This window comes from Natrialbaceae archaeon AArc-T1-2, assembly GCF_030273315.1.
GTDB lineage: Archaea > Halobacteriota > Halobacteria > Halobacteriales > Natrialbaceae > Tc-Br11-E2g1.
This window is the reverse complement of sequence record NZ_CP127174.1, coordinates 115,768-141,305: the sequence shown is the minus strand read 5'-3', so window position 1 is coordinate 141,305 and position 25,538 is coordinate 115,768. Positions and strand designations below refer to the sequence as shown.

Here is a 25,538-nt window from a genome sequence, read left to right as displayed (position 1 = left end):
TATCGAGACGGATACTCCCCGGTTCATTTATGGTAATGCTCTCTGAATGTCTGCCTCATGAGCACCGCCGACGTAGACGACGTAATCGAGGTCAGCTCGGGTGGGCTGACAGTCCGGAAGACGTTCGCGGCGGAGGAGTTTCCAGTTCCCGCCGTTCGCTTCGAAATTGAATCCGAACACGACGCTCCGGTATCGTTTCGACTCTCCGATCAGATCCCGACGTCGTTCCCGATGGACAACGTCGGATTCCACCCGGAGTATCACAGCGACCAGTGGACGGCCTACAAGGACAACCACGTCGAGTTCGTGGGGACGGTCGAGCCGGACGACGCGTTGGTGACCGTCTACGGCATCCGCGTCGACGACGACGAGCAGGCGAGTGCGTTCCTCGTCGACCCGACCATCGAAGACGTTCGCGTCGACGACGCCGGTCCGTCGGACGACTCGAGTACGGACGAACCCGACGATGCGGCGCTCGAGGGAATCGTCGCCGACGATCGAAACCAGGTCGTCAAGGACATGATCTCCGGCGAGTCGGAGACGGTTCCCGGACTCGAGGCCGACGACGAAACGGACGACGCTGACGACGGAGCCGACCTCGATCTCGATCTCGACGACGTCGATCCCGACGCGCTCGCAGCCGACGGGGATGACGAAGACACAGACGACGCCGGAGACGAAGACGTTCCCGACATCGAACTCGGATTCGAAGACGACGAAACGCTCGACGGCGAACACGAATCGGAACCCGACCGCGAGGAAACGGACGATGCCGATCCCGAAACGGACGACGAGTCCGAACTCGATCTCGACGTCGACGATGATGGTGAGACGGAAGATACCGCCGACGAACCGGACCTCGAGACGGAATCCGACGACGTAGAACCGACCGAGTCGGAAGACCTCGACGCCGATCCCGAAACGGACGACGAGTCCGAAATCGATCTCGACGAACAACCTGTCGACGACGACGCGACCGACGAACCGGACGTCGAAGCGGACGACGACGCGATCGACGAGGGAGCCGCCGACGAACCGGACCTCGAGTCAGACGCCGATGACGGGAAGGCGGAACCCGCCGAAACGACCGACTGCGAGCCCAAAGTCGACGACGGCGAAGCTGACGACGCCGAAGACGAAACGGAGAGACATGGGACGGCACCGTCTGCGTCCGCAGCGTCGATCGGAGCCCAGCTCGCCACGGAGCTCCGTAACGGTCACCTCGACGACGACGACCTCGAGGTGCTTCGATCCGAACTCGACCTCGGTCCGTCGCCGAGTGACGTCGCGAAGATCGACCACCTCCAGTCCCGCGTCGAGGAGGTCGCCGCCTACACCGGTGCGGTCGAACGGTTCCTCGACGAGAACGGTACCGGCGAACAGCTCATCCAGGAGTTCAGAGACGACCTCTCGTCGTTCGAATCGGATATCGAGGACGTCTACGAGCGCCTCGAGGGAACGGAAGGGCTCGTCGACGACCTCGCCTCCGATCTCGAGGCGACCGACGAGCGGGTCGATTACATCGACGAGGATCTCATGAGCCTCGACGAGGACGTCGACGAGGTCACGAGCGATCTCGAAGACGTTACCGACGACGTGGCCGCGATCGAAGAAGACGTCGACGACCTCGACGACGACCTCGAGCGCGTCGAATCCGGCCTCGAGGAGGTTCGCGAGGACGTCACCGACATCGTCGAGTGGCGCGATCAGCTCGGTTCGATGTTCGCGACCGACGACTAAGACGGAGCGTCGAAACGTAACCCGTTTACGCGTACGTAGTCGATTTTCGATCGATGGGCGAGACGATTCCGGTAGCCGTCCCGCGGAAGGGCCGTCCTCTCGAGTCCGTACTCGACCGCCTCGCGCGCCGACTCGACGTGTCTGCACTTGCGGATGACGTCATCTCGACGCTGCGACACGAGAAAGCGGTCACGAAAGGCGACGTCGACCCGGTGAACGGGAGCGTCTATACCCGTCTCGCCGACTACAGCACCGTCGACGATCCGACAGCACCGGAGTACACCCTCCTCCGGGACGATCGCGCCGGCAAACCCCGACGGATCGTCTTCGACAGCGTGACGATCCCGCTCGAGGACGTCGACAGCGTCCCCGACGACATCGACCTCCAACTCGTTGGACGGGAGGAACCGTTCCGTGCGTTGCGCACCCACGAGTTCGCGCTCGCGTTCGACAGCGCCGATCTGATTCTCGAGGAGGTCGTCGAACTCCGTCCTGAACCGCTGGATCGAATCGCCGACCTCAACGCGCGGATCGATCCGGTCGAGACGGACGTCCGCGTCGTGACCGGGCTCGGGGATACGGTCTATCACACGCTGATGGCGACGCCCGAGGTCGCTCCGCCCTCGGAGGCGATCGATCGGGACTTCCTCGAGTCCTACGCCGGCCCGCTGTGTATCGTTCCCCGGTACGAGCGTCTCGTTCAGGCCGTGCTCGGAGCGAAGACGCTCGAGAACGTGACGTTTCAGTACCCGTCGACGGGCGTCGAGGAGGAAGCTGCGATCGCGGAGACGGGACTTGGCGTCTACCTGACGGTCACCGGTTCGACGGCGCGTGAACACGGGCTCCTTCTTGGCGACCGGCTCTTTCCCAGTGAGACCGTTCTGATGGAGAACACGGCCGAACGAACGGCTACCGTCGAGAGCGTCAGGTCGCTTCTCGCCGACGGCAAAGCGGAAACGGCACTGGCTCTCGAGTGATCGGGACGGGCCGGCTGGGTGGATACCTCGCGACAGCGGGCAAAGATTCATCGACAACGACGGTGGTGGGCACCGCGCGAGGCTTCGATCCGGCGTTCCTGCGAGAGTGATCACTGCGGAACCGAACAGCGACGCCAAGATTCTATATAGCAGTATGTGATATACGTGTTCAGAAACGGACGGTCAAGAACGCAGACACCTTGCCAATCGAATACTATCGAACGTACGTAGCTCGTCCGGGCGGGGCGATCAACCAGTTTTCACCGACGCAGAGGCTCGTTCGGGCCTGGACTGGACTCCTTCGTTCAAAGATCGGTGATAACCTCATGCGAGATTCCCAACAACGCGACGATCAAAGAGGTCGTCACGAAGCAGGAACGCGGGTGAGCGTTTCGCTATCTCGGGACTCGAAACTGATACTATCGGTCATACAGACGTGAACGCGACGAGCGACACCAGACAGACGTTCACCGGCCGGCTCACCCGGACGCCACGTCACCGGTTCATGATCGACAGTATGAGAACGACACACCGCCAAGCCCGGGAATCCCGAGACGTGTGTCGGGACCGACGTGTGATCCAGAAGTACGTCCACGACCCCGACGGACTGCCGTCGAAACCCCGATTTCTCCGAGGAATCGAGTAATGAAAGCTCTCGCAGAAGTAGATGGTTCATCCCGAACCGACGCCTGCGGAGACTGGATTCCTTACGGGAACCGATTCAGTTTCTGTAAACATCTTGGAACCAGAAAGCCCCCATCCTCGTTGAGGTCGTCAGGCCGAGCAGGGCGACGCTTCTGGATCGAAACGCCGACGTTCATACTGTCGGTCATAACTATGTGAACACGGCTGGTGACAGAACGGCCAGACACACGTTCAACGGCCGGATCAACCGGACACCAGTTCACCGGTCCATGACCGACAGTATCACAACGGTTTCGAAACCACTGTACCTGTGACGTTCCTTCGTGTCGCTTCGACCGGGTTTTTGTACCGGGCGAACGAGCCACCGGATATGGGAACAGACCCGGACGGCAGGGATGAACCACACGAGACGATCGGCGATAGGACGACACTCGAGTACGACGTAACTAGTGACGATCGGACGTGGGGCATTCTCACCCACGCGGCGGCGTTCGCGGGATTTCTCATCCCCTTTGGTAACGTTCTGGGACCGCTTCTCGTCTGGGCTATCAAGAAAGACGAAAGCCGGTTTGTCGACGAAAACGGAAAACAAGCGCTGAACTTCCAGATTACGTGGACGATCCTGTTGTTCGTCGCCGCAGTATCTATCGTCGTCGTCATCGGATTGGTCTTGCTTCCGATTCTAGCGCTTGCGTGGTTCGTCCTGATTATTATCGCAATCATCCGAGCGAGCAATGACGAGGTGTACGAGTACCCGTTCACGCTCGATATCGTTTCGTGAGCCGGACTGTCCGACGCCGGACTGTGACATCAACCGACGTCGGCTGTATGTTACCTACCTCACCACCAGATATAGATATCGATCTGCGGGACTATCCCTGTATGTATAATATCCGAATTGGCAGTACTAGAGACGATGGAATGTTGATTTGAAGCACTATTATCTCATCAGAAGTGTACCCTGCAGAATGGATAAAAATTCTTATCCTGAATGAGGGGATACACTGAAGGTCACGCAATGAGAGACGTTCGGTATGGACGAGCCGCGTGACACATCCAAGTCAACTGTCAAGACGTACGTCCCTGCCTACCAGAAAGCGGAGTGGAAACACCACGCCGACGAACTCGAGATGAGCCAAAGCGAGTTCGTTCGGACGATGGTACAAGCGGGACGACGCGGGTTCGAACCGGCCGACGCCAGTGCCGAGGAGTCCAACTCTGAGGACGTTCCCCCTAGGGGTGACGGCCTCGAGACGCAGGTTCTCGAGTTACTCTCGGATGAGACGTACTCCTGGGAGGAACTGCTCGAAGCAGTGACAAACGACGTCGAGTCTCGATTGGACGACACGCTCGAGGAGCTCCAGGCACGAAACCGGGTTCGATACAGCGGTCGCCACGGTGGATACACGGTCGTCGGTGGTGAGTCGGATGGCGAGTGACACCAGGTCGGACGACGCGACCGACGACCCGATCGGATACTTCCTCGAAGACCAGCGCTACCACGGCCGTAGCGACCGGACAGTCGAGGCATACGAGCGCGTCCTCAGATCGTTCGAGACGTTTCTTCACGAGCGTGGGGGTGGAACCGTCGTGCCCGCTGACGTCGGACGTCGGGACTGTATGGCCTGGGTTCACTCCTTGCGTGGCGACCACGCCGAGAGTACGGTCGCAACGTATGCCTCTTACGTTCACCGCTTTTATGACTACATGGTCCAAATCGGCGTCTTCGAGTCGAACCCGATGGCGCTCGTCGTCGAGGAGATGGACGAATCGATCGATACCGATCCGACGCGACGGGAGCTTTCCGTCGCGGAGATGCGAACGTTCGTCGCGACCATCGGCCATCCCCTCGAGCGCGCCGTCGTCGTCACGCTGCTCAAGACGGGGATGCGCGTCGGTGAGCTGTGTAATCTCGACAGGCGGGATCTCAACGTCTCGTTCGAGGGCCTGACGTTCGAGTCCGATCCGCGGGCCGAACTCGAGGGGCGACCCCAGTCGCTGTACGTCGGCGACGAGCCGGCACGCGGCACAACGATAAACGGGGAACGTCGGACGGCCTCGAACAAGCGAAAACGATCGACGGTCATACCAGTCGACGACGAACTGCGGCGGACGCTTTGTGAGTGGCTGGCGGTCCGTCCCGATCCGGTGTCACCGGCCGAGCCGCTCTTTCTCGACACTGGCGAATCGTGGGGAACGCGTTTGCAGCCGTCCGAGGTTCGATACGTCGTCCGACGTCACGCGAGCCGACACGGCTGGTATCGAACCGGCGGCGGAGCGACAGAGAACGTGACACCTCATTACTTTCGGCACTTCTTTACGACGCATCTGCGGGATCGAACGGGCGAGCGCGGGATCGTCAAGTATCTCCGCGGCGACGTCGCAAGCGACGTCATCGACACCTACACCCACAACTGGGGTGATCGGGTCCGAACCGTCTACGAACGCCACGTGTATTCGTTGCTCCGAGAGTGATGACCGGAGGGTCGACACGGACTCGACCGTCCGCTTCGCGACTGATATATCATATGTGGCTATACAAAATATATCGATACAGGCTCGAACGAGATCGCCGACCTCGAGAGCGAGCCCTGCGATGGGAAACAGATGCCGCTCTCTGGTGTCGAGAACGGCGGTTTGATTCGGTTTTCTCTCGTTTCCGGTCTGTCGACCGCAAGAGTAACCAGAAATGGTTAACAAATGCTCCAGAGGATAAGTTCCATAGATAAGGAAGTAGGAAGATGGCGAATACGGGCATTAGGGACAGTCACTAACCGGGTATCAGTACTGATACGAACCACGAGAGCTGGTGAGCTGGACAACTGTTGTTCACAATATAAGAATAAGAGTTTCTCATATTGGAATCGATTTTTCTCTGTCGTTAGCAAGCACAACGGGATACGAAACCGTTATGAGTCTCACGGCCCTCGATGTGAACGATAGAGGTAATCGAATTTATGGCACGCCTTGAACTCAACAACGTACACGCAGAAGTAGCAGACGGCGACGAGAAGATACTTCGCGGACTCGACCTCGAGGTCGAGTCGGGTGAGATCCACGCCCTGATGGGACCGAATGGCTCCGGGAAGTCGACGACGGCGAAAGTCGTCGCCGGCCACCCGGCCTACGACGTCACCGATGGGGAAGTCTTGCTCCACCTCGAGGAAGACGAATTCGGTGACGAGGTCGAGATCGACGAGGACCAGCGGACCTGGAATCTGCTCGAGCTCGAACCGAACGAACGGGCCGCACTCGGCATCTTCCTCGGCTTCCAGTACCCTGCCGAGATCGAAGGGGTCACGATGTCTAACTTCCTCCGGACGGCCCTGAACGCCAAACTCGAAGAGCGCGAGGAGCTGTTCGAGGAAGACGACGAAGACGACGAAGCCGAAGCGGAAGACGCCGGCTTCGAGACCTCGCCGATGGAAGGTCCCGAAGACGAAGGCGAGATCGACGTCGCCACGTTCCAGGAGATCCTCACAGCAAAGATGGAACAGCTCGACATGGACGAGAAGTTCGCCCGCCGGTACCTCAACGCTGGCTTCTCCGGTGGGGAGAAAAAACAGAACGAGGTGCTCCAGGCAGCCATCCTCGAACCGTCGGTTGCCGTCCTCGACGAGATCGACTCCGGGCTGGACATCGATCGCCTGCAGGACGTCTCCAACGGCATCAACGCCCTTCGCGACGAGCAGGGGACCGGCATTCTCCAGATCACCCACTACCAGCGCATCCTCGACTACGTCGAGCCCGATCGCGTCCACATCATGCTCGACGGACAGGTCGTCAAAAGCGGCGACGCCAAACTCGCCGAAGAACTCGAGGAGAAAGGATACGACTGGGTGCGCGAAGAGGTCTACGAGACCGCGTAACTGCATTCGGCTAGACAAACCCTAAAGACCCTACAGCCGTAAACCAGAATAACGAAACATCATGAGTTCCGAACAAGATCACCTCAAAGAGACAGACACCGAGGCGCGCTTCGAGTTCAAGAAAGAACAGAACGCCGCCGTCAAGTCCGAGAAAGGACTGACAGAGGAGGTCATCCGCATGATCTCCGAGGACAAAGACGAGCCCGACTGGATGCTCGAGCGACGGCTTCGCGCCCTCGAGCAGTACCAGAACATGCCGATGCCGACGGACTGGCCCGGCCAGCCGGATCTCTCCGAGCTCGACGTCGAAGAGATCGTTCCCTACATCCGCCCCGACGTCGACGAGCGCGAAGGCGTCGACGACTGGACGGAGCTGCCCGACGAGATCAAAGACACCTTCGACAAGCTGGGCATCCCGGAAGCCGAGAAGAACGCCCTCTCCGGTGTCGGCGCACAGTACGAGTCCGAGGTCGTCTACCAGAACATGCAAGATCAGTGGGAGGAGAAGGGTGTCGTCTTCATGAACATGGACCGCGCGGTCCAGGAACACCCCGACCTCGTCAGAGAACACTTCATGACGACGTGCGTGCCCCCGAGCGACAACAAGTTCGCCGCACTCCACGGTGCGGTCTGGTCGGGCGGCTCGTTCGTTTACGTCCCAGAGGACGTCACCGTCGAGATGCCCGTCCAGGCGTACTTCCGGATGAACTCCGAGGGGATGGGCCAGTTCGAGCACACGCTCATCGTGGCCGAACCCGGCTCGGAAGTGCACTACATCGAGGGCTGTTCCGCACCGAAGTACGGTGCCCACAACCTCCACAGCGGTGGCGTGGAAGTCTTCGTCAAAGAAGACGCCCACGTCCAGTACTCGACGGTCCAGAACTGGTCGAAGAACACGTTCAACCTCAACACCAAACGCGCCATCGTCGAGGAGAACGGCACGATGGAGTGGATCTCGGGCAGCATGGGCTCGAAAGCCACCATGCTCTACCCGTGTTCGATCCTCAAAGGGCGGGGCGCGACCGACACCCACATCACCATCGCCTTCGCCGGCGAGGGTCAGGACATCGACACCGGTGCGAAGGTCTACCACAACGCGCCCGACACGAAGTCGACGATCGAGTCCAAATCGATCGCGAAAGACGGCGGCCGCACCAACTACCGTGGCCTCGTCCACATCGCCGACGGTGCCGAGAACTCCTCGACTGCGGTGGAGTGTGACGCCTTGATGTTCGACAACGAGTCGACGTCGGACACGATGCCGTACATGGAGATCGAGGAGTCGAAAGTCGATGTCGCCCACGAGGCCACAGTTGGGAAAATCGGCGACGAGGATATCTTCTACCTGCAGTCGCGTGGACTGGACGACGACGACGCCAAGAAGATGATCGTCGCCGGCTTCATCGAGCCGATCACGGAGGAACTGCCGATCGAATACGCGGTCGAACTCAACCGCCTCATCGAACTCGAGATGGAGGGTAGCCTCGGATAATATGAGTACGACGCAGGTACACGCAAACCTCACGGAAGAACAGGTACGACAGATTTCGGGCGAACTCGACGAGCCCGAGTGGATGCTCGAGACACGTCTCGAGGCGCTCGATGCGCTCGCAGACCTCGAGATGCCAGACGTCATCCGGACGCCGGGTCGGGACTGGACGAACCTCCACGAGCTCGATTACGAGACGCTCGTGGATCCGCTGAACGCAGCGGAGGACAAAGACCAGGTCGGCCCAGACGAGGTCGAGGTCCTGCCGTGGGCCGAGGCCATCGCCGAGCACGAGGACCTCGTCCGTGAGCAGTTCGGTTCGGTCGTTCCCCCCCAGGAGAACTACCTCACCGCGCTGTCGACGGCGCTTTTCTCGACCGGGACCGTCATCTACGTCCCCGAGGGTGTCGACGCCGAGGACGTGACGATCCGGACCGAACAGAACTCCCGGTCGCTGTTCAACTACACGCTCGTGATCACCGAGGAGTCGTCGTCGGTTACCATCCTGGAACGTCAGTCGACGGGCGAGAAGCAAGACGAGCAGTACTACAGCGGGATCGTCGAGATCGCCGCCGGCGAGAACAGCTACGTCCAGTACGGCAGCCTCCAGAATCTCGCGGAGGACGCCTACTGTTTCACCACGAAGCGCGCCGACGCCGGCACCTACGCGACGGTCGACTGGATCGAGGGTAACTTCGGCACGCAGCTGACCAAGACGGAGACCTCGACCGAACTCAACGGCGACTCCTCGGAGACGCAGATCGTCGGCGCGTTCTTCGGTCACGACGACCAGCACTTCGACCTGGACGTCAAGGTCTGGCACCAGGCCGAGCACACGACCGCCGATCTGGTCACCCGCGGCGTCACCGACGACACCGCCCGATCGGTCTACGAAGGCGTCCAGGACGTCGGCCGCGACGCCTGGGACACGAGTTCGTATCAGCGCGAGAACACGCTGATGCTTAGTGACGAGAGCGAAGCCGACGCCTCGCCGAAGCTCATCATCAACAACCACGACACCGAGGCCAGCCACTCCGCGACGGTCGGCCAGATCGACGAGGAGGACCTGCTGTACATGACCTCCCGCGGTGTCGACCCCGAGCGTGCCCGGAACATGCTCGTGGAAGGATTCTTCGTGCCCGTCTTAGAGGAGATCGAGGTCGACGAACTCCGCGAGGACGTCGCGGACCTGATCGAGGCTCGACTGCAAGGCTGATACCTGCTGTCACCGCCTTCGTTCGATTCCCACCGTCTGTCAACCCGTTCGACCGCCGTTTTGCCGGTCGATTCTGTGCGTTCGACCCCACGTGTTCATACGGACCGTTGTCCGTCTGTCCCGGCGCACCCGCGACCGTTCTGCGGGTGCCCCGGGACATCGGTACAGCACTCCGTATCAGCCGTCGCCGTCGTCGGACTCGTCGTCGAAGAGATCGGTTTCGATCGTCGCGTCGGGGAACGGTTCGACGTCGACTGTAACCGTCCCGCCCGTCGGTAATTCGATCCGTACCTCGAAGACGATTTCGAGCGTCGAAACCTGATCGTTCTCGAGGTGAGTTACCCACCATTCTCCGAGAGCGTCGTTCTCGACGTCGACGGTCGCATCGAGCGTCGTCTCGTTCTCGGCCTCGAGAGTGTCGTTGCGCGACGTCTCGCCGTCGCCGACGACGACGTCGTTCAGCCGGACGGTGTACGAGAGTTCTCTCACCGACGCGTCGAACGCCGTCGGGTTGTACGCGTCGGCGTCGACCTCGAGTTCGGTCCGGTTCTCGTCGACCGCGCCCCACTCCGCCCGCGTTGCGGTGACGTACAGGACGGGATCGTCGACCAGAGCGAGGTCGGCGTCGATCGGTCGCGTCTCGTTCGACTCGAGCGACCCGAGAACGTCCGTCTCGACCGTCCGGTGGTCGCTCACCGCCGCGTCCCACCCGGGCACCGGAGTCGTGATCGTCGCGTCGACGACGACGTCGGTTCGCTCGTCGTTGTCGATGTGGGTGACCCACCACGCGGGAACCCGGTCGTTCGACATGTGTGTGCTCGTCGAGACAGACGACTGGCCGGGCTCGAGTGAGACGCCGTCTTCGTCCCCGCCGGCGACGACGACGTCGTTCATCGCGACGGTGTAGTCGGCAGAGCCGTCTACCGGTCCCGTTCCGACGGGAGCGTCGACGAGGAGATCGGCCCGAATCTCCGTGTGAGTGTCGTTGACCGTGCCGAACTCGGCGTCGATGCGCTCGACCGACGGCGTGGCGACGAGCGCGAGGGCGACCCCGCCGACCGCGACAGCGGCGACGAGGACGACTATCCCTAGCGTGCGGGGCGAGCTGCCGACGACCGTCGCAGCGATCTCCCTCATCGGTTCGGACAACGAACCACGCGCACCGGCATGAGTCTGGAGGGTCTACGGTCTGCTGTACCGATTTCCGGCAAAACCATCCCTGTCTGTGGTTTCGCCGGCAATGACGTACAGCGGTCAGTACGCCCGTCGCGTCGAAAAGATGCAATTAAGAAACCCCCGCTACAACGGCGACACATGGCCAACGCAACTGAGTCGACGACCGACAAGGAACTAGGACTCGCACTGATTCTCGGTTTCATCGCTGCCGCCGGTGCGGTCGGCATGTTCGTCGGCGCACCGGAGATCGAAGCGGCGTGGGGCTTTGCCGCCGCGATGGTGTTTAGCACGCTTGCAGTCGTCGCGATCCACCTCTACTGACGACGGTGTTCCAGCCGACAGTATCAGAGAGCGTTCCGGTTGTCGAACCACGGGACGTTCGCGTCTCGGTAGCGTTTCGCGTTACCGTCGTCTGTAAGAGTTAAGACGACAGACACGCTAGTCGAACGTGACGACGATGACCGACTACTCCGACGAAGAACAGCGGATTCTCTCGTACCTCCGCGAGAGTGCCGCCCGTGGCGAGCAGTACTTCCGGGCGAAAAACATAGCGGATGCGATCGGACTCTCGTCGAAACAGGTCGGGGCGAGACTTCCCCACCTCGCGGAGAAATCGGACGACGTCGATATCGAGAAGTGGGGCCGCGCTCGATCGACGACGTGGAAGGTAACACTTAGCTGATATCATCGGCGACAGTCGATCGCGGAAGGTTGCAAACGCCCGCAAATCTCCGGGAGAGCTGTTCCAGTCGCTGTGATGAGGCGGTCGGGGCCGCTTTCACCGTCTTTTTACCCGCGAGTCCCGCACGTAGTGACATGACCGTTCGGGTCGAACGCACGTTCGAACTCTCGATCGCACCCGACCGCGTCTGGGAGTTCATCGCCGTGCCCGAAAACCGCGCTCGGGCGATTAGCGTCGTCGCGGATTACGACGTCGACAGTCGGACCGGAACCCACATCACCTGGCACGTCGAGCTTCCGATCCCGCTCGTCCGACGGACGATCACTGTCGAGACCGAAGACGTCACCCGGGACCCGCCGACGTTCGTGAAGTTCGTCGGCCGATCGAAGGTGATGGACGTCACCGGCGAACACGAGATCGAGTCGACAAACGGCGGGAGCCGACTCGTGAACAGCTTCGTCGTCGACGGCAAAGTTCCCGGCGTCGAGAAGTTCTTCAAACGCAACCTCGATGGTGAACTCGAGAACCTGCGTCGTGCCTTAGAGCGTGATGCGCGGCGAGACTCATGACCGGCGAACGGACCGAACGGAGGCCATCGGAAGACGAGGTGACGATCGCCCTGGCTCAACTCGAGATCGAGGCGGGTGACGTCCCCGGCAACGTCGATCGGGCACTGGCGGCGATTTCCCGGGCGGCCGACCGCGGCGTGGATCTCGTCGCCCTGCCGGAGCTGTTTACCGTTGGCTACTTCGCGTTCGACCTGTACGAACGACACGCCGAGCCGTTCGCAGGAGAGACGTTCACGCGCCTGCGCGAGGCAGCGGCCGACCACGACGTCGCCGTCCTCGCGGGCAGTATCGTCGAGGATCTGGCCGCGACCGAGGCCGTTCCGACGCCGGCCGAGGAGGGGCTCGCGAACACGGCCGCGTTGTTCGACTCGAGCGGCGAACTCGAACTCGTCTATCGCAAACACCACCTCTTCGGCTACGAGTCGGCCGAACGCGAGCTGTTGGTTCCGGGCGAACGCCTCGAGACTGCCGACGTCGGCGGGTTCACCGTCGGCGTGACGACCTGTTACGATCTCCGGTTTCCGGAACTGTACCGCGAGCTGGTCGACGCCGGTGCCGAGTTGATCTGCGTGCCGAGTGCCTGGCCCTACCCGCGGATCGAACACTGGGAGACGCTCTCGCGGGCGCGAGCGATCGAGAACCAGTGTTACGTCGCGACGATAAACGGCTCCGGATCGTTCGCAGACGCTACGTTACTCGGTCGCTCGAGCGTCTACGATCCCTGGGGCGTAGCGGTCGCCTCGAGCGGTGACGAACCGACGATCGTGACGACGACGATCGAGCCGAGTCGGGTCGAATCGGTTCGCGAGGAGTTTCCCGCCCTCCAGGATCGGCGGTCGTAGCGACCCGTCGTCGGCATCCGAGGGTTTTAGTTCGCTGACCTCCAACGGTACACCGCCGGGAGACGGCGCTTTTCACGTCGCGACCGGCAACGCGTCTCCGGCCGCCACGTCCACGTGGATCCACACACCTCGTCCGCACCCCTCATCTCCCTTTCGTCACCATCGCCTTCGAGGTGTGCGAGTTCGATGCGAACGAATCCTCACGCGCCAGATAACAGGCCCGTAGCCGGCAGCCTCACCCGCGATCGATCGACTTCGCGGTCTCGACGAACGCGCGTACGTTTTCGACCGGCGTGTCTTTGTCGACGCCGTGTCCGAGATTCAAGACGTGTCCCGACGGGCCGGCCGCTTCGATGATCTGGCGGGTCCGCTTTCGGACCGTCTCTTCGTCGCCGAGTAAGACCGCGGGGTCGAGGTTCCCCTGGACCGGTCGATCGCCGAGCTGGGCGCGTGCGTCGGCCATCTCGACCGTCCAGTCGAGTGCGACCACGTCCGCGCCGCTGTCGGCGAGCAAGTCGAGTCGGCCGCCCATGTTCCGTGCGAAGATCACCGTCGGGACGTCGACCGACTCGAGAATGCGTCGGTGTAGCGGCAAGAGAAATTCCCGGTAGTCCGCGGGTCCGAGCAACCCCGCGTAGGTGTCGAACAGCTTCACGACGTCCGCGCCGTGGTCGACCTGGTAGGTCAGGTACTCGGCGACGACGTCGGCGAACTGCTCGAGCAGCGTCCGGAACGCTTCCGGGTGGGCCGCCCGGAGTCGTCGCAGGGCGACGTAGTTCCGGGAGGGCTCGCCCTGGGCGGCGTAGGCTGCGAGCGTGAAGGGGCCGCCGGCGAAGCCGATGAGGGCTGCCCGGCCCTCGAGTCGCTCCTGGAGGCGCTCGAGCAGCTCACCGACGTAGGGAAGCGTCTCGTCGATGGGTCGGCGATCCCGATCGACATCGTCGGGGCCGTCGACCGGGTTCTCGATAACGGGTCCGACGCCGGATTCGATGTGATAGGAGAATCCGAGCGGCTCGAGCGCGGTGAGGATATCCGAGTACATCACGATCCCGTCGGGCTCGAACAGCTTCCAGGGTAGCATGGTGACGCGTTCGGCCACCTCGGGCGTCGTGATCGCTTCGTAGAAGGTGTACTCGGAGCGGATCTCCCGGTACTCCGGGATGTACCGGCCGGCCTGGCGCATCAGCCACACCGGAGGGCGCTCGGTTCGTTCGCCCCGTGTTGCACGGACGAAGAGGTCTCTCATATCTCCGTCACCGGCGGGGGCGTAGATAAGTCGGTCGCTCTCGGTCTCCCGTTCATCGATCGGGGATCGGTTCACTCGTGACAGGACCCCAGTCACAGAGACTCGTTCCCGGCGGCATTGCACACGATACACAAAGCCCTTTTACCGTCGGACCGTCTACGCTAGACCGAGCCAATGGCAAGTTCGATGTCCGAATACCTCCAGCAAGACATGGAGTGTGAGGGTCTGCTGGAGTGCATTCACGGTCTCAAACAGCTCGACAGAGAGTGTTTCCGCGTTCTCGTCGAGAGTGAGGAACCGCTGACGATCGACGAAGTGGCCGACCGGGTCGACCGCGAGCGATCGACCGCCTACCGATCGATCCAGCGACTGCTCCAGACGGGGTTCATCCAGAAAGAGCAGGTCAACTACGACCAGGGAGGATACTACCACGTGTACTATCCGACCGATCCGGAACAGATCGCAGACGACATGCAACGGATGCTCAACGACTGGTACGCGAAGATGGGCCAGCTCATCCAGGAGTTCGAAGACAAGTACGACGAACGCGTCGAACCCGTCACCGTCGAGAGCTGACGGCCGTCGGGCCACCGCTTCGGTATTTCGGGGATATACCAACACCGCATCAGATACGCTCCGATCGACCGCCGGAAACCCGCGTTCGAACCAATACCTCGTCATCGGTATTGTATCTACTATCCAAAATTGTTAAACCGTCCTGGTCCGTAGGTAGGCGTACGATGTCACAGACCGAACTTCCCGACGAACCGATCGTCATCGACGACGAATCACACCTCGACGACGTCGTCGCCGAGTACGACGTCGTGCTCGTCGACTTCTACGCCGACTGGTGTGGCCCGTGTCAGATGCTCGAGCCCGTCGTCGAGGCACTCGCGAGCGAGACCGACGCCGCCGTCGCGAAAGTCGACGTCGACCGACTCCAGGGGCTCGCTGCCACCTACGGCGTCCGGGGCGTCCCGACGCTCGTACTGTTCGCAGACGGCGAGCAGGCCGAACAGCACGTCGGCGCGAAGCCGGCCGACCAGCTCCGCAGTATGATCGAGAACTACACGTAACGTCGTCGACGCCGCGATCGAGTCGGCGCGTTCGATCGGTGCTTCTCGACCGGTAGTCTCTACTGACTGGTCGGCAACAGTGATCCCATGAACCCGACCGAGCTTCGTGCTGACATCCCTGCTCTCGAGGAGGCGATCTATCTCAATACGGGGGCAAGCGGTCCCAGCCCGCGTCGCGTCGTCGACGCGATCGGGTCGACCCTCGAGTACCACGAGTACGACGCTCACGCCGGGAAAGGACCGTACGAGGCGACCGCCGACGCGGACGACACGGCTCGGACGTCCGTCGCAGCTCTGCTCGGGGCCTCGCCGACCGAGATCGCGCTGACCCAGAGTACGACCGACGGCATCAACCGCGTCGCGGGTGCGATCGACTGGGACGAGACAGACGTCGTCGTCCGGACTGACCTCGAACACGCCGCGGGTATCCTCCCGTGGCGTCGACTCGAGCGCGAACGCGGCGTCGACGTCCGCGTCCTCGAGACCGAAGGCGGCCGGCTCGACCTCGAGGCGACGAAAGCGGTCGCTGGCGAGGCGACGCTGTTCTGTCTGAGTTCGCTCACCTGGAGTCACGGGACGCAGCTTCCGGTCTCCGAGGTGGTCGAGACCGCCCACGAGGCGGGCGCGTACGTGCTGGTCGACGCCGTCCAGTCCGTCGGTCAGACCGCCATAGACGTCCACGAGTGGGGTGCGGACTTCGTCGCCGCCGCCGGCCACAAGTGGCTGCTCGGCCCGTTCGGAGCCGGCTTTCTCTACGTCCGCGACGGTGTCGAACGGGACCTCGCCCCGAGCGCGATTGGCTACCGAAGCGTCGAAGACCCCTACGCCGACCCATACGAGTACAGTCCGGGTGCGGGTCGATTCGAGGCCGGCACGACCAGCCCCGCTCTCGCCGCCGGCCTCGAGGCTGCGATCGAGCTGTTCGGCGACGTCGGGGTCGAGACGGTCGAAGAGCGGATCGCGACGCTCACCGACCGGCTCAAAGCCGGCCTCGACGACGACCGGCTCCTGAGCCCCAGAGAGTACGAGTCGGGGCTCGTGACGATCGCCGCCGACGATCCCGAGGCGACCGTTTCCCGGCTCGCCGAGGAGGGGATCGTCGTCAGATCGCTGCCGTTTCCGGAGGCGGTCCGCGTGTCGGTTCACGCGTTCAACACCCCCGAGGACGTCGACGCCGTCCTCGAGGCACTGTAGGCGGCTACCGGACTCACACGGCGTCGTCGGGATCGTGTCGTTCGCGCATCCGCCGAGCCTCACTCCAGTATCGCTCGAACGGGGCAGCGATCACCGGTACCACGTTACAACGATCCGTATCAGATCGGCTGGTAGTACGGAATCGGCGGGTGCGGAAGCGTGATCCCCATAACCGCGAGCCCGTGTTGCAGCGGGATGTAGCCAAGCGCGATGAAGGCGACACCGAGTACGCGATGGAGCCGCAGGCGCGTCTCGACGCTGACCGACTGAAACAGCGTGCCGTACAGAAACAGCGACGGGATCGTCCCGACGCCGAGGGCGGCAAGCGAGAGCGCGCCACCGACCGCAGAGCCCTGAACGAACGCATAGAGGAAGGCCGGATACAGCAGGGGGCAGGGAAGCAGACCGTGGGCCGCACCGAGTCCGGCGATCCGGGGGCCGCCGACCCAGCCGTCGACCCGGGCGAGCAACCAGCTCTGCAGTCGTCCGACGGCCGATCCGACAACCGGGATTCCGACCGAACCACCGAGCACGCCGCGTCCTGCGAGGTAGTGAACCCCCATCGCGACGATGATCGCACCGACGAATAGCCCGAGCGCCGCGTGAATCTCGGCCATGACGGCGACGAGGCCGGTTCCGGTGACGAACACGACCGAGCCGGCGAATCCGAACAGCCCGCCGACGAGGGCGTAGCTCGCCGTTCGACCGAGGTTGAACAGGGCGTGCTGGCGCACCGCTCGGACTGTCACGGTCTCGCGTCTCGAATCTTCGCGCAACCGATCGGCGTACGTCGTCACCAGCGGTCCACACATCCCCAGACAGTGTGCACCGCCGAGCAGTCCGACCAGAAAGAAGACGGCGAGTCCAAGCGACTCCGCGCCGATTGCCGGATCGACGCCGGGCGTGAGACAGGTCTCGAGCGGGACGATGGCGGTCATTCCTCCCAGCGTTCGAGTGCGGTCTCGAGGTCCTCTGCGAGCCCCTCGCGTTCGGGGACTTCGCTCCGGTACGCTCGCTCGACGTAGCCGGCCGGGTTGGCGATCACCGAGACGGCGGCGTGCTTGAAATCGTACCCCCCGCCCTCGCCGACTCGTTCGAAGACGACGCCGAAGTCGTCGGCGACGATCGACTCCGCTTCGGCCTCGTCGTCTGGTCGCAGGTAGTGCCAGTTGCCGGCCTCGAGGTCGACGCCGCGCTGGGCGGCGTTCTCCTGGAGCACTTCGAGGGTGTCACGTTCGGGGTCGAACGTCACCGCGAGGAAGGTCACGTCGTCGCTGTATCCGAGTTCGTCCATCCGGTACTGGACGCGAGCGAGGTCGCTGATGAGCGGTGCACACTCGGCCGTACAGAAGTCGTAAAACGCCGTCCAGACGAGAAACCCCTCGAGTGCGTTCGTCTCGACGGTCGTATCCGCGATCGGGTCCGGAAGCGAGAAGTGCGGGAACGACTCGCCGTGAGAGAGAAGCGCCGATTCCGGGGCAGGGTGGGGCGAATCGGGACGAAGCGGATCCTTCGGCGGCTCGAGGACGGTGTGTCCGTCGTCGTCGCCGACGACCGAGGTCAGACAGCCGGCGGTAGCGACGACGGTTCCGGCTCCGGCGGTCCGAAGGAACGAACGTCGTTGCATCGGTCGCGCCTACGAACCGTCATCCCATGAACGATCTGGTCCGGCTCTCGAATCGTCGAACGCCGATCGCCGTTCGACGGACGGACCAGGGAATCCTTTATCCTCTGGACCCGAATGTGGACCGATGCACCGAGACGACAGTTCGACGGAGAGCGTCCCCACGCGACGGGCGTTCGTCGTCGCGGTCGGGACGGTCGGCACCGTCGCCCTCGCCGGCTGTCTCGGCGACGACGAAGACCACCCGGAGCCGATCGCGCTCGACGGCGACAAGGAGTGTGACCAGTGTGGCATGGTGATCGAAGACTACCCCGGACCGACTGGACAGTCCTTCTACGAGGATGACGTTCCGGAAGGTCGTGACGAGATGGTCGACGGCGAACACGGTCCCGCGTGGTTCTGTTCGCTCCCGTGTCTGTACACGTACGACTTCGACCAGGAGGACTTCGGTCACGAGCCGATCGTCCAGTACGCGACCGACTACTCGAGCGTCGACTGGGAGGTCGAAGAGGACGGTGTCGGACCCGAAATCTCCGCTCACCTCGAGGCGGAGGCGTACGCCGACGTCACGGACCTCTCGTTCGTCGTCAACAGTGACATCGTGGGTGCGATGGGCGAGGATCTGGTCGGCTTCAGCGACGCGGACGACGCCGACTCGTTCGCCGACGAGTACGGCGGCGAGGTGATCGGACACGGTGATGTCTCCCGGGAGTTAATCGACGGTCTCGGGGCTGTGTGACCTCCTCCTCGCCGTAAACGGAGCGGGATTCTCTCCTCGAAGAAAGATAGATTCATCACGAATGATTGTGTGTATCCTGGTATGAACCACCTCGCACCCGCCGGCGACCAGCACTGGAACTTGCCGAAACACGCCCACATCGTCGTCTACGAGCGCGACGATGGCGGGTTGCTCACGATCTACGACTGTGGCGTTGCACAGAAACCGCCGTCGGCACAGCTTCTCGGAACGCTCGAGACGGTCGACGCGAGCGCGGAGATCGACTCGACGCCGACCGGACGAGTCGTCAGCATGCGCGAACGGTCGGTTCTCGAGGAGGTCGGAGCGAATCGGTATCGAATCGTCTCGCAAGCGTAACGACCGGAAGCTGTCATACGATCTGTTGTAGCGATATACGGGAACCCACAGACGGGTCGCGGTTTCACCGGCAATGACTACAGCGTCCGTATCAGGCCCGGCGAACCGCAAGCGTCGCAGCGACCAGCGAGACGACGCCCCACGCGACGAGTCCGAGGACGCTCGCAAGCGGCGCTGCCGTCTGTGGGCCGGTGCCGGCGGCGACGATGACGGCGGTCTCGAGGACCAGCCCCCGGAAGGCGCTGATCGGGCTCAACGCGAGCGCGTGTAAGAGACTCGAGTCGCCGACGAAGCCGGCGCCGAGTCCGTAGACGATCGCCAGGTCGGCCCCGACGAGCAAGACGATGAGCGCGACGACGCCGAGGGCGAGCGCGCTTCTGGTCGTACTCGCGATCGCCGAGATCGCGATCGCAACGGCGAGTACCACGAGGGCAAACAGGATCGTCAGGACGATCAGCCGGGCGAAAAGCACCGGCGAGTCGGCTCCCGTGTGGGTCGCGAAGATCCGGATCTCCTGGGTTCCGGTCAGCGCAACCGCGAGCCCGACGAGCGCCAGCGGAATCCCGACGGCGGCGATCAGTCCTGCCGCCCGACCGAGGTAAACGCCGCCGACGATCTGCCAGGGCTTGACCGGATAGGTTTCGAAGACGTCGAGTTCGCCCCGGCGTTTGTCCGCGAGCACCGCCCGGTAGCCGAAGGCGACGGCGACGACCGGCACGAGCAACTCGAGCGGGGTGAGGAGATCGACCGTCGTCGGCACGTAGCCGGCCGTGACGCCGCCGCCGACCCAGGCGATGCCGAGTAACACGATAGTCAGCGCGAACGCGAGCAGGAGAAACGTCCGGGTCCGGACCACGGTCTGGAGCTCGCGTTTGACGATCGTTCCGAGCAGTTGTCCCGTCCCGGGCGTCGTTCGCTCGGCGGTCTCCTCGCCGACGACGGTCTCCCCGCCGACGGCCTCGCTTGCCACGTCGTCGCCGGTGCCGTGTTCGCCGCTCATGCCGACTCACCTCGCACGCGGACCGTCCCTGCCTCGCCGGCGACCGACGTCTCGTAGACATCGAGTAGCGAGTCGACCTCGAGCCGATCGCGAATGTCGGCCGGGTCGCCCCGTTCGACGATCTTCCCCTCGTCGAGCAACGCGACCCGGTCGACGGTGCGTTCGACGAGCGCGAGGTCGTGCGAGCTCAACAGGACGGCGGTGCCGTCGGTCGCGAGGTCGGCGACGACGTCGAAGACGTGAACGGACATCCCCGGGTCGAGACCGCTTGCGGGCTCGTCGAGGACGATCACCGGCGGGTCGCCGATCGTCGCCTGGGCGATGCCGAGCAGGCGGGTCATCCCGCCCGACAGCGCCTCGACGGGACGTTCGGCGGCAGCCTCCATGCCGATTCGCCGGAGGTGGTCCATCGCGACGGCCTCGTCGTCACCGACCAGTTCGGCGTAAAACGACAGCGTCTCCCGGACGGTGAAGCCGGGTCGAAACGACGGTCGCTGTGGCAGATAGCCGATTGGCCGGGTCGTCTCCGGGCCGTGGTACACCACCTTGCCGTCGGTCGGCTCGTGGATGCCGATGAGCGTTCGGATCAGCGTCGACTTGCCCGAGCCGTTGGGCCCGATCAGTGCGGTCACCTGCCCTTCGGGTATCTCGAGCGAGACGTCCTCGAGCACGGGGACGTCGCCATAGGACTTCGCTACGTTCGCTGCCTCGAGCATCGGTACGTTGTCAGTCATGTGTATCCTCGGGGGGACAGATAGTCTCGTCGTCGTGGCTCCATTGCTCCGGCACCCGGTCCGGGTGCGGGGGGTCACACAGCGGTGCCGGGTCGACGATGCTGCCGGCGCGCAGGCCTGAGACGGTGCCCTCGAGCCCTCTGATCGCATCGAGCGCGGGAGACTGGGCGATCGTCGGCGACCCGTCGGCGTAGTGAAGCCGCCTGTCGACGGGATCGGTCGGCGAGTACGATCGATCGAGGACGTCGCCGTCGACCTCGCCGATGGCACCATCCCAGTAGTTTCCGGAGCCGTCCTCGGCCCAGATCACGAGCGGGCCGGAACTTGCGGTCGCGGGCCGATCGTTGGCGATGAACGCGTTGTCCATCACGTGATTCGACGGCAGCACCGAACTCGCGTGGACGCCGATCTCGTTGCCGGCCGCGACGTTGCCCTCGTAGATCGAGGTACTCGCACCGGTGGTAAAGCCGAGGTCGTTGTCGACCACGACGTTGTCGGCGACGTAGGAGTCGCTACCACCCATCCGGATACCGTCCGTACTCTCTCGGACGTCGTTGCCGACGATCGCGTTTCGTTCGGGACCGGTCATCACGATGATCCCGGCGAATGCCTGGTCTCGAACCTCGTTGTCGGCGACGAGCGAGTCCGAGGTATGCATGTAGTGGACGCCGAAGCGGCCGTCGGTCATAACGTTGTCTCGGATGACGAGCCCGTTCGACCGATGGGAGTAGACGCCGTCGCGACCGGCCTCGAACGTCGACTCCTCGATGACGGCCGCAGACCGCATCGTCATCACGCCCATGAAGCCGTCACGCCAGGAGTCGGTGCCTGAGACGGAGACGTTTCGAACGACGGTGTCGGGACTGTCCCGGAGCAACACGCCGTTTGCCGGCGTCTCGACGGTCACGTCCTCGACCAGCGCACCGGTCGAGTCGACGAACTTGACGCCAGCGTCACCGTAGCCGTACGCGAGTTCGATGTCCTCGTCCCAGGCTTCCTCGTCGGTGCCGACTTCGTCGGGTGAGGGCTGGTGGGTATCGCCGACGCCGGTGAGCTCGAGACCGGTGACCGCCGCCCGGTCGGCTTCGACTCTGATGACCGAACTGTTGCCGTCTCCGCGGATCGTCGCGTCGCCTTCGCCACGGAGGGTCATCGACCGGTTGATCTCGACGGTCTCCTCGTAGGTCCCCTCGGGAACGACGACTGTCGTCTCCGCGGGTGCCCGATCGATCGCCTCCTGGATCGTTTCGGCGTCCTCGCCGACGACGACCGACTCGGGTCGCTCGAGTAGCGGTCGCGTGTCGGCGACTGTCTCGTTGGCGTCGTCGTGTTGGCTCTCGACGCGTTCGCGAACGGTTCCGGCATCGTCGATCTCGAAGGACTGTTCGATCACCTCTTCCCAGGTCACGACCACTCCGTCGTGTTCCTCGGCAAACGCCACCGCACTGTCGGACTCGGAGAACGGGATCGCCGTCTCGCCTGCCGGTGATTGTGCCTCACTATCGACGACGTAGTAGGCCGCCGTCGCGTCGGTCCATCTGGTCCAGCCGTCCTGGACTTCGGGATACCCCTCTTCGGTCACCGTCAGTTCCGTTGCGCTGTAATCGGAGACGTAGACTGCGAGCGGATAGCCAAAACGTTCCTCGTGGCCGTCCCGATCGAGCTCGGCGGCGAACCGCTCGACGCCGTGGTAGCCGACGACGTAGCGGTACTGCGAGTAGAACACCTGCACGCGAGGGAGTTCGACGTCGCGTTCGTGCTCGAGTTCGTGTTCGTCCTCGATCGAAAGTCCCATCGTCACCGTATCGTCGAAGTGTGCCGGTTCAGGGGGACTCGACTCCGCATCGACGACAAACAGCCCGGCCGCACCGAGAACGACGAGGCCGACCGCGAACACGACGTAAGTCGTCTTTCCGCTCACACCGGACGTTATGGCGGCGGCGAGATATACCATCTGGTTTGGTTATCGAACGACGATTTGGTATCCGTCACCGTCAGCAGTCGTGGTCGGCCTCGATCCAGTCCGTCTCCTCGATCCACTCGGCGTTCACCGGTTCACAGCGCGGTGCCGTATCCACGACGCTGCCCGAGCGCATCCCCGGCACCGTTCCCTCGAGGCCGGAGAGTCCATCGAGTGCGGGCGCACGAGCGAGCGTCGGCGTACCGTCGACTCGGTGGAGTCGTTCGTCGACGGGGTGGGTCGGGGAGTACGGCCGGTCGAGCCGGTCGCCGTCGACCTCGCCGATGGCACCCTCCCAGTAGTTGCCCTCGCCCTCGTGAGTCCAGACACGGAGCGGGCCGTGTCTGCTGGCCGCGTGTTCGACGTTCGCCACGAAGTCGTTTCCAACGACCCGGTTCGAGGGCAACACCGTCCGGGGCTCGATGCCGATCCGGTTGCCGGCGATGACGTTGCGCTCGTAGATCGTGGTGCTCGCGTCGGTCCGCATGCCGATCCGGTTTCCGACGAGGACGTTGTCGGCGACGTACGAATCGCTCCCGTCGGGTCGGAGCGCGACCGGGTTCTCGGTGATCTCGTTGCCGACGACGGCGTTTCGCTGCGGGCCGGTCATGACGTAGACCCCGACGTTTTCCTGGCCCGAGACCTCGTTGTCGGCGATCAGCGAATCGGAGGTGTGCATGAAGTGAACGCCCATCCGGCCGTCTCGCATCACGTTGTCTCTCACGACGATCCCGTCGGCACGATGGGTGTAGACGCCGTCTCGGCCGCCGTCGAACGTCGATCCCTCGACGACCGCCGGCGAGTACATTGCCAGCACGCCCATGTAGCCATCTCGCCAGGAGTCGGTGCCGTAGACGGTGACGTCGCGGACGACCGAGTCTGGGCTCTCGCTCAGAAACACTCCCGTCGCCGGCGTTTTGATCGTCACGTCTTCGACGAGGACGTCGCTTGCCTCGAGCACCGCGATACCGGCGTCGCTCTCGCCGTAGGCTTCCCGAACGCCTTCTTCGTACTCCTCGGCGTCGACGTCACCCTCGATGTGGTGGTCGACCCGTGCGCCGGCCGGCCGCGTCGAGCCGCCGACGCCCTCGACTTCGAGACCGACGACCGCCGCTTCGTCTTCGGTTACGGTCACCACGGTGTCGTTTCCGTCTCCACGAAGCGTGACGTTGCCCTCGCCCCGGAGCGTGATCGGCCGGTCGACGTGGACGTGCTCCTCGTACGTTCCCTCCGGGACGACGACGGTCGTGTTCGGCGGAGCCGTCTCGATGCTCTCCTGGACCGTCTCGGCGTCCTCGCCGACGACGGCCGACTCAGGACGCTCGAGCAACGGCCGCGTGGCCGCGACCCGATCGTCCGCTGCCCGTCGCTGGTCGTCGACCCGCTCGCGGACCGTCTCGGCGTCGTCGACCTCGAGCGGGTGCTCCAGTACCGTCTCCCAGTCGACGACGGTGCCGTCGTAACGCTCGGCGAACGCCTTGGCGTCGTCACGCTCGGCGAACGGAACGATCGTCTCGCCGGCCGGCGTCCGGGCATCGCTGTCGAGCACGTAGGAGGCCTCCGTCGCGTCGGTCCAGCCGACCTCGCCGTCGGTCGTCGGGTAGCCGTCGTCGGTGAGTTCGACGTCGCCGTCGCTCTCACTGTAGTCGGTGACCTGGACGCCGAGTGGGTAGCCGAACCGTTGTTCGTGACCCTCGCTCTCGAGGTCCGCGACGAATCGCTCGACGCCGTAGTAGCCGACGACGTACTCGTACTGGGAGTAAAACGCCTGTACGCGCGGGAGTTCGACGTCTTCCTCTATCGCGATCTCGTCTTCGAGGGTGAGCCCCATCGTCACGGTGTTGTCGAAGCGAGCGGGCTCCGGCTCGCTCGAGCCGACGTCGACGACGAACAGGCCGACGACGCCGAGCAGACAGACGACGATCGCGATGGCGATCCGAACGGAGATCTCGGGCACAGGCGGTCTAGGATCGACGGCCACAATATACGAACTGGTTCGACGATCGAACGTGCTCTCTGCAGTGTGACGTCGACGTCAGAACTGGATCGCGTCCCAGTCGACCACCGCTCGCCGAAGAAGGTCCGCGAACGTCTCGAACTCCGTGTGTTCGGCTACGAACTCGTCGAGTTCCTCGTCGTCGATCGCCTCGAGGTCCTCGGTCTCTTCGACGGTCCAGGGACTCTCCTCGAAGAACGCGGCAAGCGAGGGAGCCGCCGTGTACTTGTACATGAACCCGTCGTTGACGACCTCCTCGATCGCGAGTTCGTCGACGTCCTCGAGCTGATCGAAGCCGGCCGTGTACTCGAGTTCAGTGAGATCGACGTTCATGTTCATACACGACAGGGGACCGTCTCCGGGCAAAAGTGTGACGGACCGGCCGAACTCGACCAGCGGGTCGATCG

At 63.3% G+C, this 25,538-nt stretch carries 26 protein-coding genes; 17 read left to right on the top strand and 9 right to left on the bottom strand.

What is annotated here, in order from left to right; genetic code table 11:
- Positions 1-57: 57 nt before the first annotated feature.
- The 8 genes from QQ977_RS00665 to sufD all read left to right on the top strand — a co-directional run bounded on the left by QQ977_RS00665 (position 58) and on the right by sufD (position 9,936).
- Complete coding sequence (locus tag QQ977_RS00665) at positions 58-1,740, top strand: AAA family ATPase (RefSeq protein ID WP_285926923.1); 1,683 nt, start codon at positions 58-60, stop codon at positions 1,738-1,740.
- Positions 1,741-1,793: 53 nt separating this feature from the next.
- Positions 1,794-2,717 (top strand): hypothetical protein, encoded by a 924-nt coding sequence (locus tag QQ977_RS00660; protein WP_285926922.1) that lies wholly within the window; start codon positions 1,794-1,796, stop codon positions 2,715-2,717.
- A gap of 1,015 nt (positions 2,718-3,732) precedes the next feature.
- Positions 3,733-4,143 (top strand): DUF4870 domain-containing protein, encoded by a 411-nt coding sequence (locus QQ977_RS00655; protein WP_285926921.1) that lies wholly within the window; start codon positions 3,733-3,735, stop codon positions 4,141-4,143.
- Positions 4,144-4,396: 253 nt separating this feature from the next.
- The gene (locus QQ977_RS00650) at positions 4,397-4,801 is read left to right on the top strand and encodes a DUF5805 domain-containing protein (protein ID WP_285926920.1); all 405 of its coding nucleotides are present in this window, start codon (positions 4,397-4,399) and stop codon (positions 4,799-4,801) included.
- Positions 4,791-5,837: a tyrosine-type recombinase/integrase gene (locus QQ977_RS00645; RefSeq protein ID WP_285926919.1), complete on the top strand. Its 1,047-nt coding sequence runs from the start codon at positions 4,791-4,793 to the stop codon at positions 5,835-5,837. The genes QQ977_RS00650 and QQ977_RS00645 overlap by 11 nt, the downstream gene beginning before the upstream one ends.
- A gap of 482 nt (positions 5,838-6,319) precedes the next feature.
- Positions 6,320-7,231 (top strand): ABC transporter ATP-binding protein, encoded by a 912-nt coding sequence (locus QQ977_RS00640; RefSeq protein ID WP_285926918.1) that lies wholly within the window; start codon positions 6,320-6,322, stop codon positions 7,229-7,231.
- Positions 7,232-7,292: 61 nt separating this feature from the next.
- The gene (sufB, locus tag QQ977_RS00635; RefSeq protein WP_285926916.1) at positions 7,293-8,723 is read left to right on the top strand and encodes a Fe-S cluster assembly protein SufB; all 1,431 of its coding nucleotides are present in this window, start codon (positions 7,293-7,295) and stop codon (positions 8,721-8,723) included.
- 1 nt (position 8,724) lies between these two features.
- Positions 8,725-9,936 carry a Fe-S cluster assembly protein SufD gene (gene sufD / locus QQ977_RS00630; RefSeq protein WP_285926915.1) on the top strand — a complete coding sequence of 404 codons (1,212 nt, stop codon included), beginning with the start codon at positions 8,725-8,727 and terminating at the stop codon, positions 9,934-9,936.
- Between the two features lie 177 nt (positions 9,937-10,113).
- Here the strand turns inward: sufD and QQ977_RS00625 are convergent, their stop codons facing one another.
- Positions 10,114-11,073: an LEA type 2 family protein gene (locus QQ977_RS00625; protein WP_285926914.1), complete on the bottom strand. Its 960-nt coding sequence runs from the start codon at positions 11,071-11,073 to the stop codon at positions 10,114-10,116.
- A gap of 177 nt (positions 11,074-11,250) precedes the next feature.
- Between QQ977_RS00625 and QQ977_RS00620 the strand changes: the two genes are divergently transcribed.
- The 4 genes from QQ977_RS00620 (at position 11,251) to QQ977_RS00605 (ending at position 13,205) form a co-directional block, all read left to right on the top strand.
- Entirely contained in the window at positions 11,251-11,433 is a 183-nt protein-coding gene (locus QQ977_RS00620) for a DUF7525 family protein (protein ID WP_285926912.1), read from the top strand.
- A 136-nt stretch (positions 11,434-11,569) separates the two neighbouring features.
- Positions 11,570-11,794, top strand: a complete 225-nt coding sequence (locus QQ977_RS00615; RefSeq protein ID WP_285926911.1) for a DUF7123 family protein — start codon at positions 11,570-11,572, stop codon at positions 11,792-11,794.
- Positions 11,795-11,928: 134 nt separating this feature from the next.
- On the top strand, positions 11,929-12,363 hold the full coding sequence (locus tag QQ977_RS00610) for an SRPBCC family protein (RefSeq protein WP_285926909.1): 435 nt from the start codon (positions 11,929-11,931) through the stop codon (positions 12,361-12,363).
- On the top strand, positions 12,360-13,205 hold the full coding sequence (locus tag QQ977_RS00605) for a carbon-nitrogen family hydrolase (protein WP_285926907.1): 846 nt from the start codon (positions 12,360-12,362) through the stop codon (positions 13,203-13,205). Before QQ977_RS00610 ends, QQ977_RS00605 begins: the two co-directional genes overlap by 4 nt.
- A gap of 235 nt (positions 13,206-13,440) precedes the next feature.
- On the opposite strand, the gene hemE is transcribed toward QQ977_RS00605, so the two are convergent.
- Positions 13,441-14,451, bottom strand: coding sequence for a uroporphyrinogen decarboxylase (gene hemE, locus QQ977_RS00600; RefSeq protein ID WP_285926906.1), 1,011 nt, complete (start codon positions 14,449-14,451; stop codon positions 13,441-13,443).
- A 174-nt stretch (positions 14,452-14,625) separates the two neighbouring features.
- Between hemE and QQ977_RS00595 the strand changes: the two genes are divergently transcribed.
- From QQ977_RS00595 to QQ977_RS00585, 3 genes are all read left to right on the top strand, one after another.
- Positions 14,626-15,027 carry a helix-turn-helix domain-containing protein gene (locus QQ977_RS00595; RefSeq protein ID WP_285926905.1) on the top strand — a complete coding sequence of 134 codons (402 nt, stop codon included), beginning with the start codon at positions 14,626-14,628 and terminating at the stop codon, positions 15,025-15,027.
- 164 nt (positions 15,028-15,191) lie between these two features.
- The gene (gene trxA, locus QQ977_RS00590; RefSeq protein WP_285926904.1) at positions 15,192-15,527 is read left to right on the top strand and encodes a thioredoxin; all 336 of its coding nucleotides are present in this window, start codon (positions 15,192-15,194) and stop codon (positions 15,525-15,527) included.
- Positions 15,528-15,614: 87 nt separating this feature from the next.
- Positions 15,615-16,721 (top strand): aminotransferase class V-fold PLP-dependent enzyme, encoded by a 1,107-nt coding sequence (locus QQ977_RS00585; RefSeq protein ID WP_285926903.1) that lies wholly within the window; start codon positions 15,615-15,617, stop codon positions 16,719-16,721.
- Between the two features lie 119 nt (positions 16,722-16,840).
- Here the strand turns inward: QQ977_RS00585 and QQ977_RS00580 are convergent, their stop codons facing one another.
- Positions 16,841-17,659: a sulfite exporter TauE/SafE family protein gene (locus tag QQ977_RS00580; RefSeq protein WP_285926902.1), complete on the bottom strand. Its 819-nt coding sequence runs from the start codon at positions 17,657-17,659 to the stop codon at positions 16,841-16,843.
- Positions 17,656-18,348, bottom strand: a complete 693-nt coding sequence (locus QQ977_RS00575; protein ID WP_285926901.1) for an SCO family protein — start codon at positions 18,346-18,348, stop codon at positions 17,656-17,658. Before QQ977_RS00575 ends, QQ977_RS00580 begins: the two co-directional genes overlap by 4 nt.
- A 124-nt stretch (positions 18,349-18,472) precedes the next feature.
- Between QQ977_RS00575 and QQ977_RS00570 the strand changes: the two genes are divergently transcribed.
- Both QQ977_RS00570 and QQ977_RS00565 read left to right on the top strand, forming a co-directional pair.
- Positions 18,473-19,084 carry a nitrous oxide reductase accessory protein NosL gene (locus QQ977_RS00570; RefSeq protein WP_285926900.1) on the top strand — a complete coding sequence of 204 codons (612 nt, stop codon included), beginning with the start codon at positions 18,473-18,475 and terminating at the stop codon, positions 19,082-19,084.
- A gap of 81 nt (positions 19,085-19,165) precedes the next feature.
- Positions 19,166-19,441: a hypothetical protein gene (locus QQ977_RS00565; RefSeq protein WP_285926898.1), complete on the top strand. Its 276-nt coding sequence runs from the start codon at positions 19,166-19,168 to the stop codon at positions 19,439-19,441.
- Between the two features lie 91 nt (positions 19,442-19,532).
- Here the strand turns inward: QQ977_RS00565 and QQ977_RS00560 are convergent, their stop codons facing one another.
- The 5 genes from QQ977_RS00560 to QQ977_RS00540 form a co-directional block, all read right to left on the bottom strand.
- Complete coding sequence (locus tag QQ977_RS00560; protein WP_285926897.1) at positions 19,533-20,441, bottom strand: ABC transporter permease; 909 nt, start codon at positions 20,439-20,441, stop codon at positions 19,533-19,535.
- Complete coding sequence (locus QQ977_RS00555; RefSeq protein ID WP_285926896.1) at positions 20,438-21,175, bottom strand: ABC transporter ATP-binding protein; 738 nt, start codon at positions 21,173-21,175, stop codon at positions 20,438-20,440. The genes QQ977_RS00560 and QQ977_RS00555 overlap by 4 nt, the downstream gene beginning before the upstream one ends.
- The gene (locus QQ977_RS00550) at positions 21,168-23,096 is read right to left on the bottom strand and encodes a NosD domain-containing protein (protein WP_285926895.1); all 1,929 of its coding nucleotides are present in this window, start codon (positions 23,094-23,096) and stop codon (positions 21,168-21,170) included. The genes QQ977_RS00555 and QQ977_RS00550 overlap by 8 nt, the downstream gene beginning before the upstream one ends.
- Before the next feature lie 73 nt (positions 23,097-23,169).
- The gene (locus QQ977_RS00545) at positions 23,170-25,092 is read right to left on the bottom strand and encodes a NosD domain-containing protein (RefSeq protein ID WP_285926894.1); all 1,923 of its coding nucleotides are present in this window, start codon (positions 25,090-25,092) and stop codon (positions 23,170-23,172) included.
- Positions 25,093-25,170: 78 nt separating this feature from the next.
- Entirely contained in the window at positions 25,171-25,470 is a 300-nt protein-coding gene (locus QQ977_RS00540; RefSeq protein WP_285926893.1) for a hypothetical protein, read from the bottom strand.
- Between the last annotated feature and the right edge of the window lie 68 nt (positions 25,471-25,538).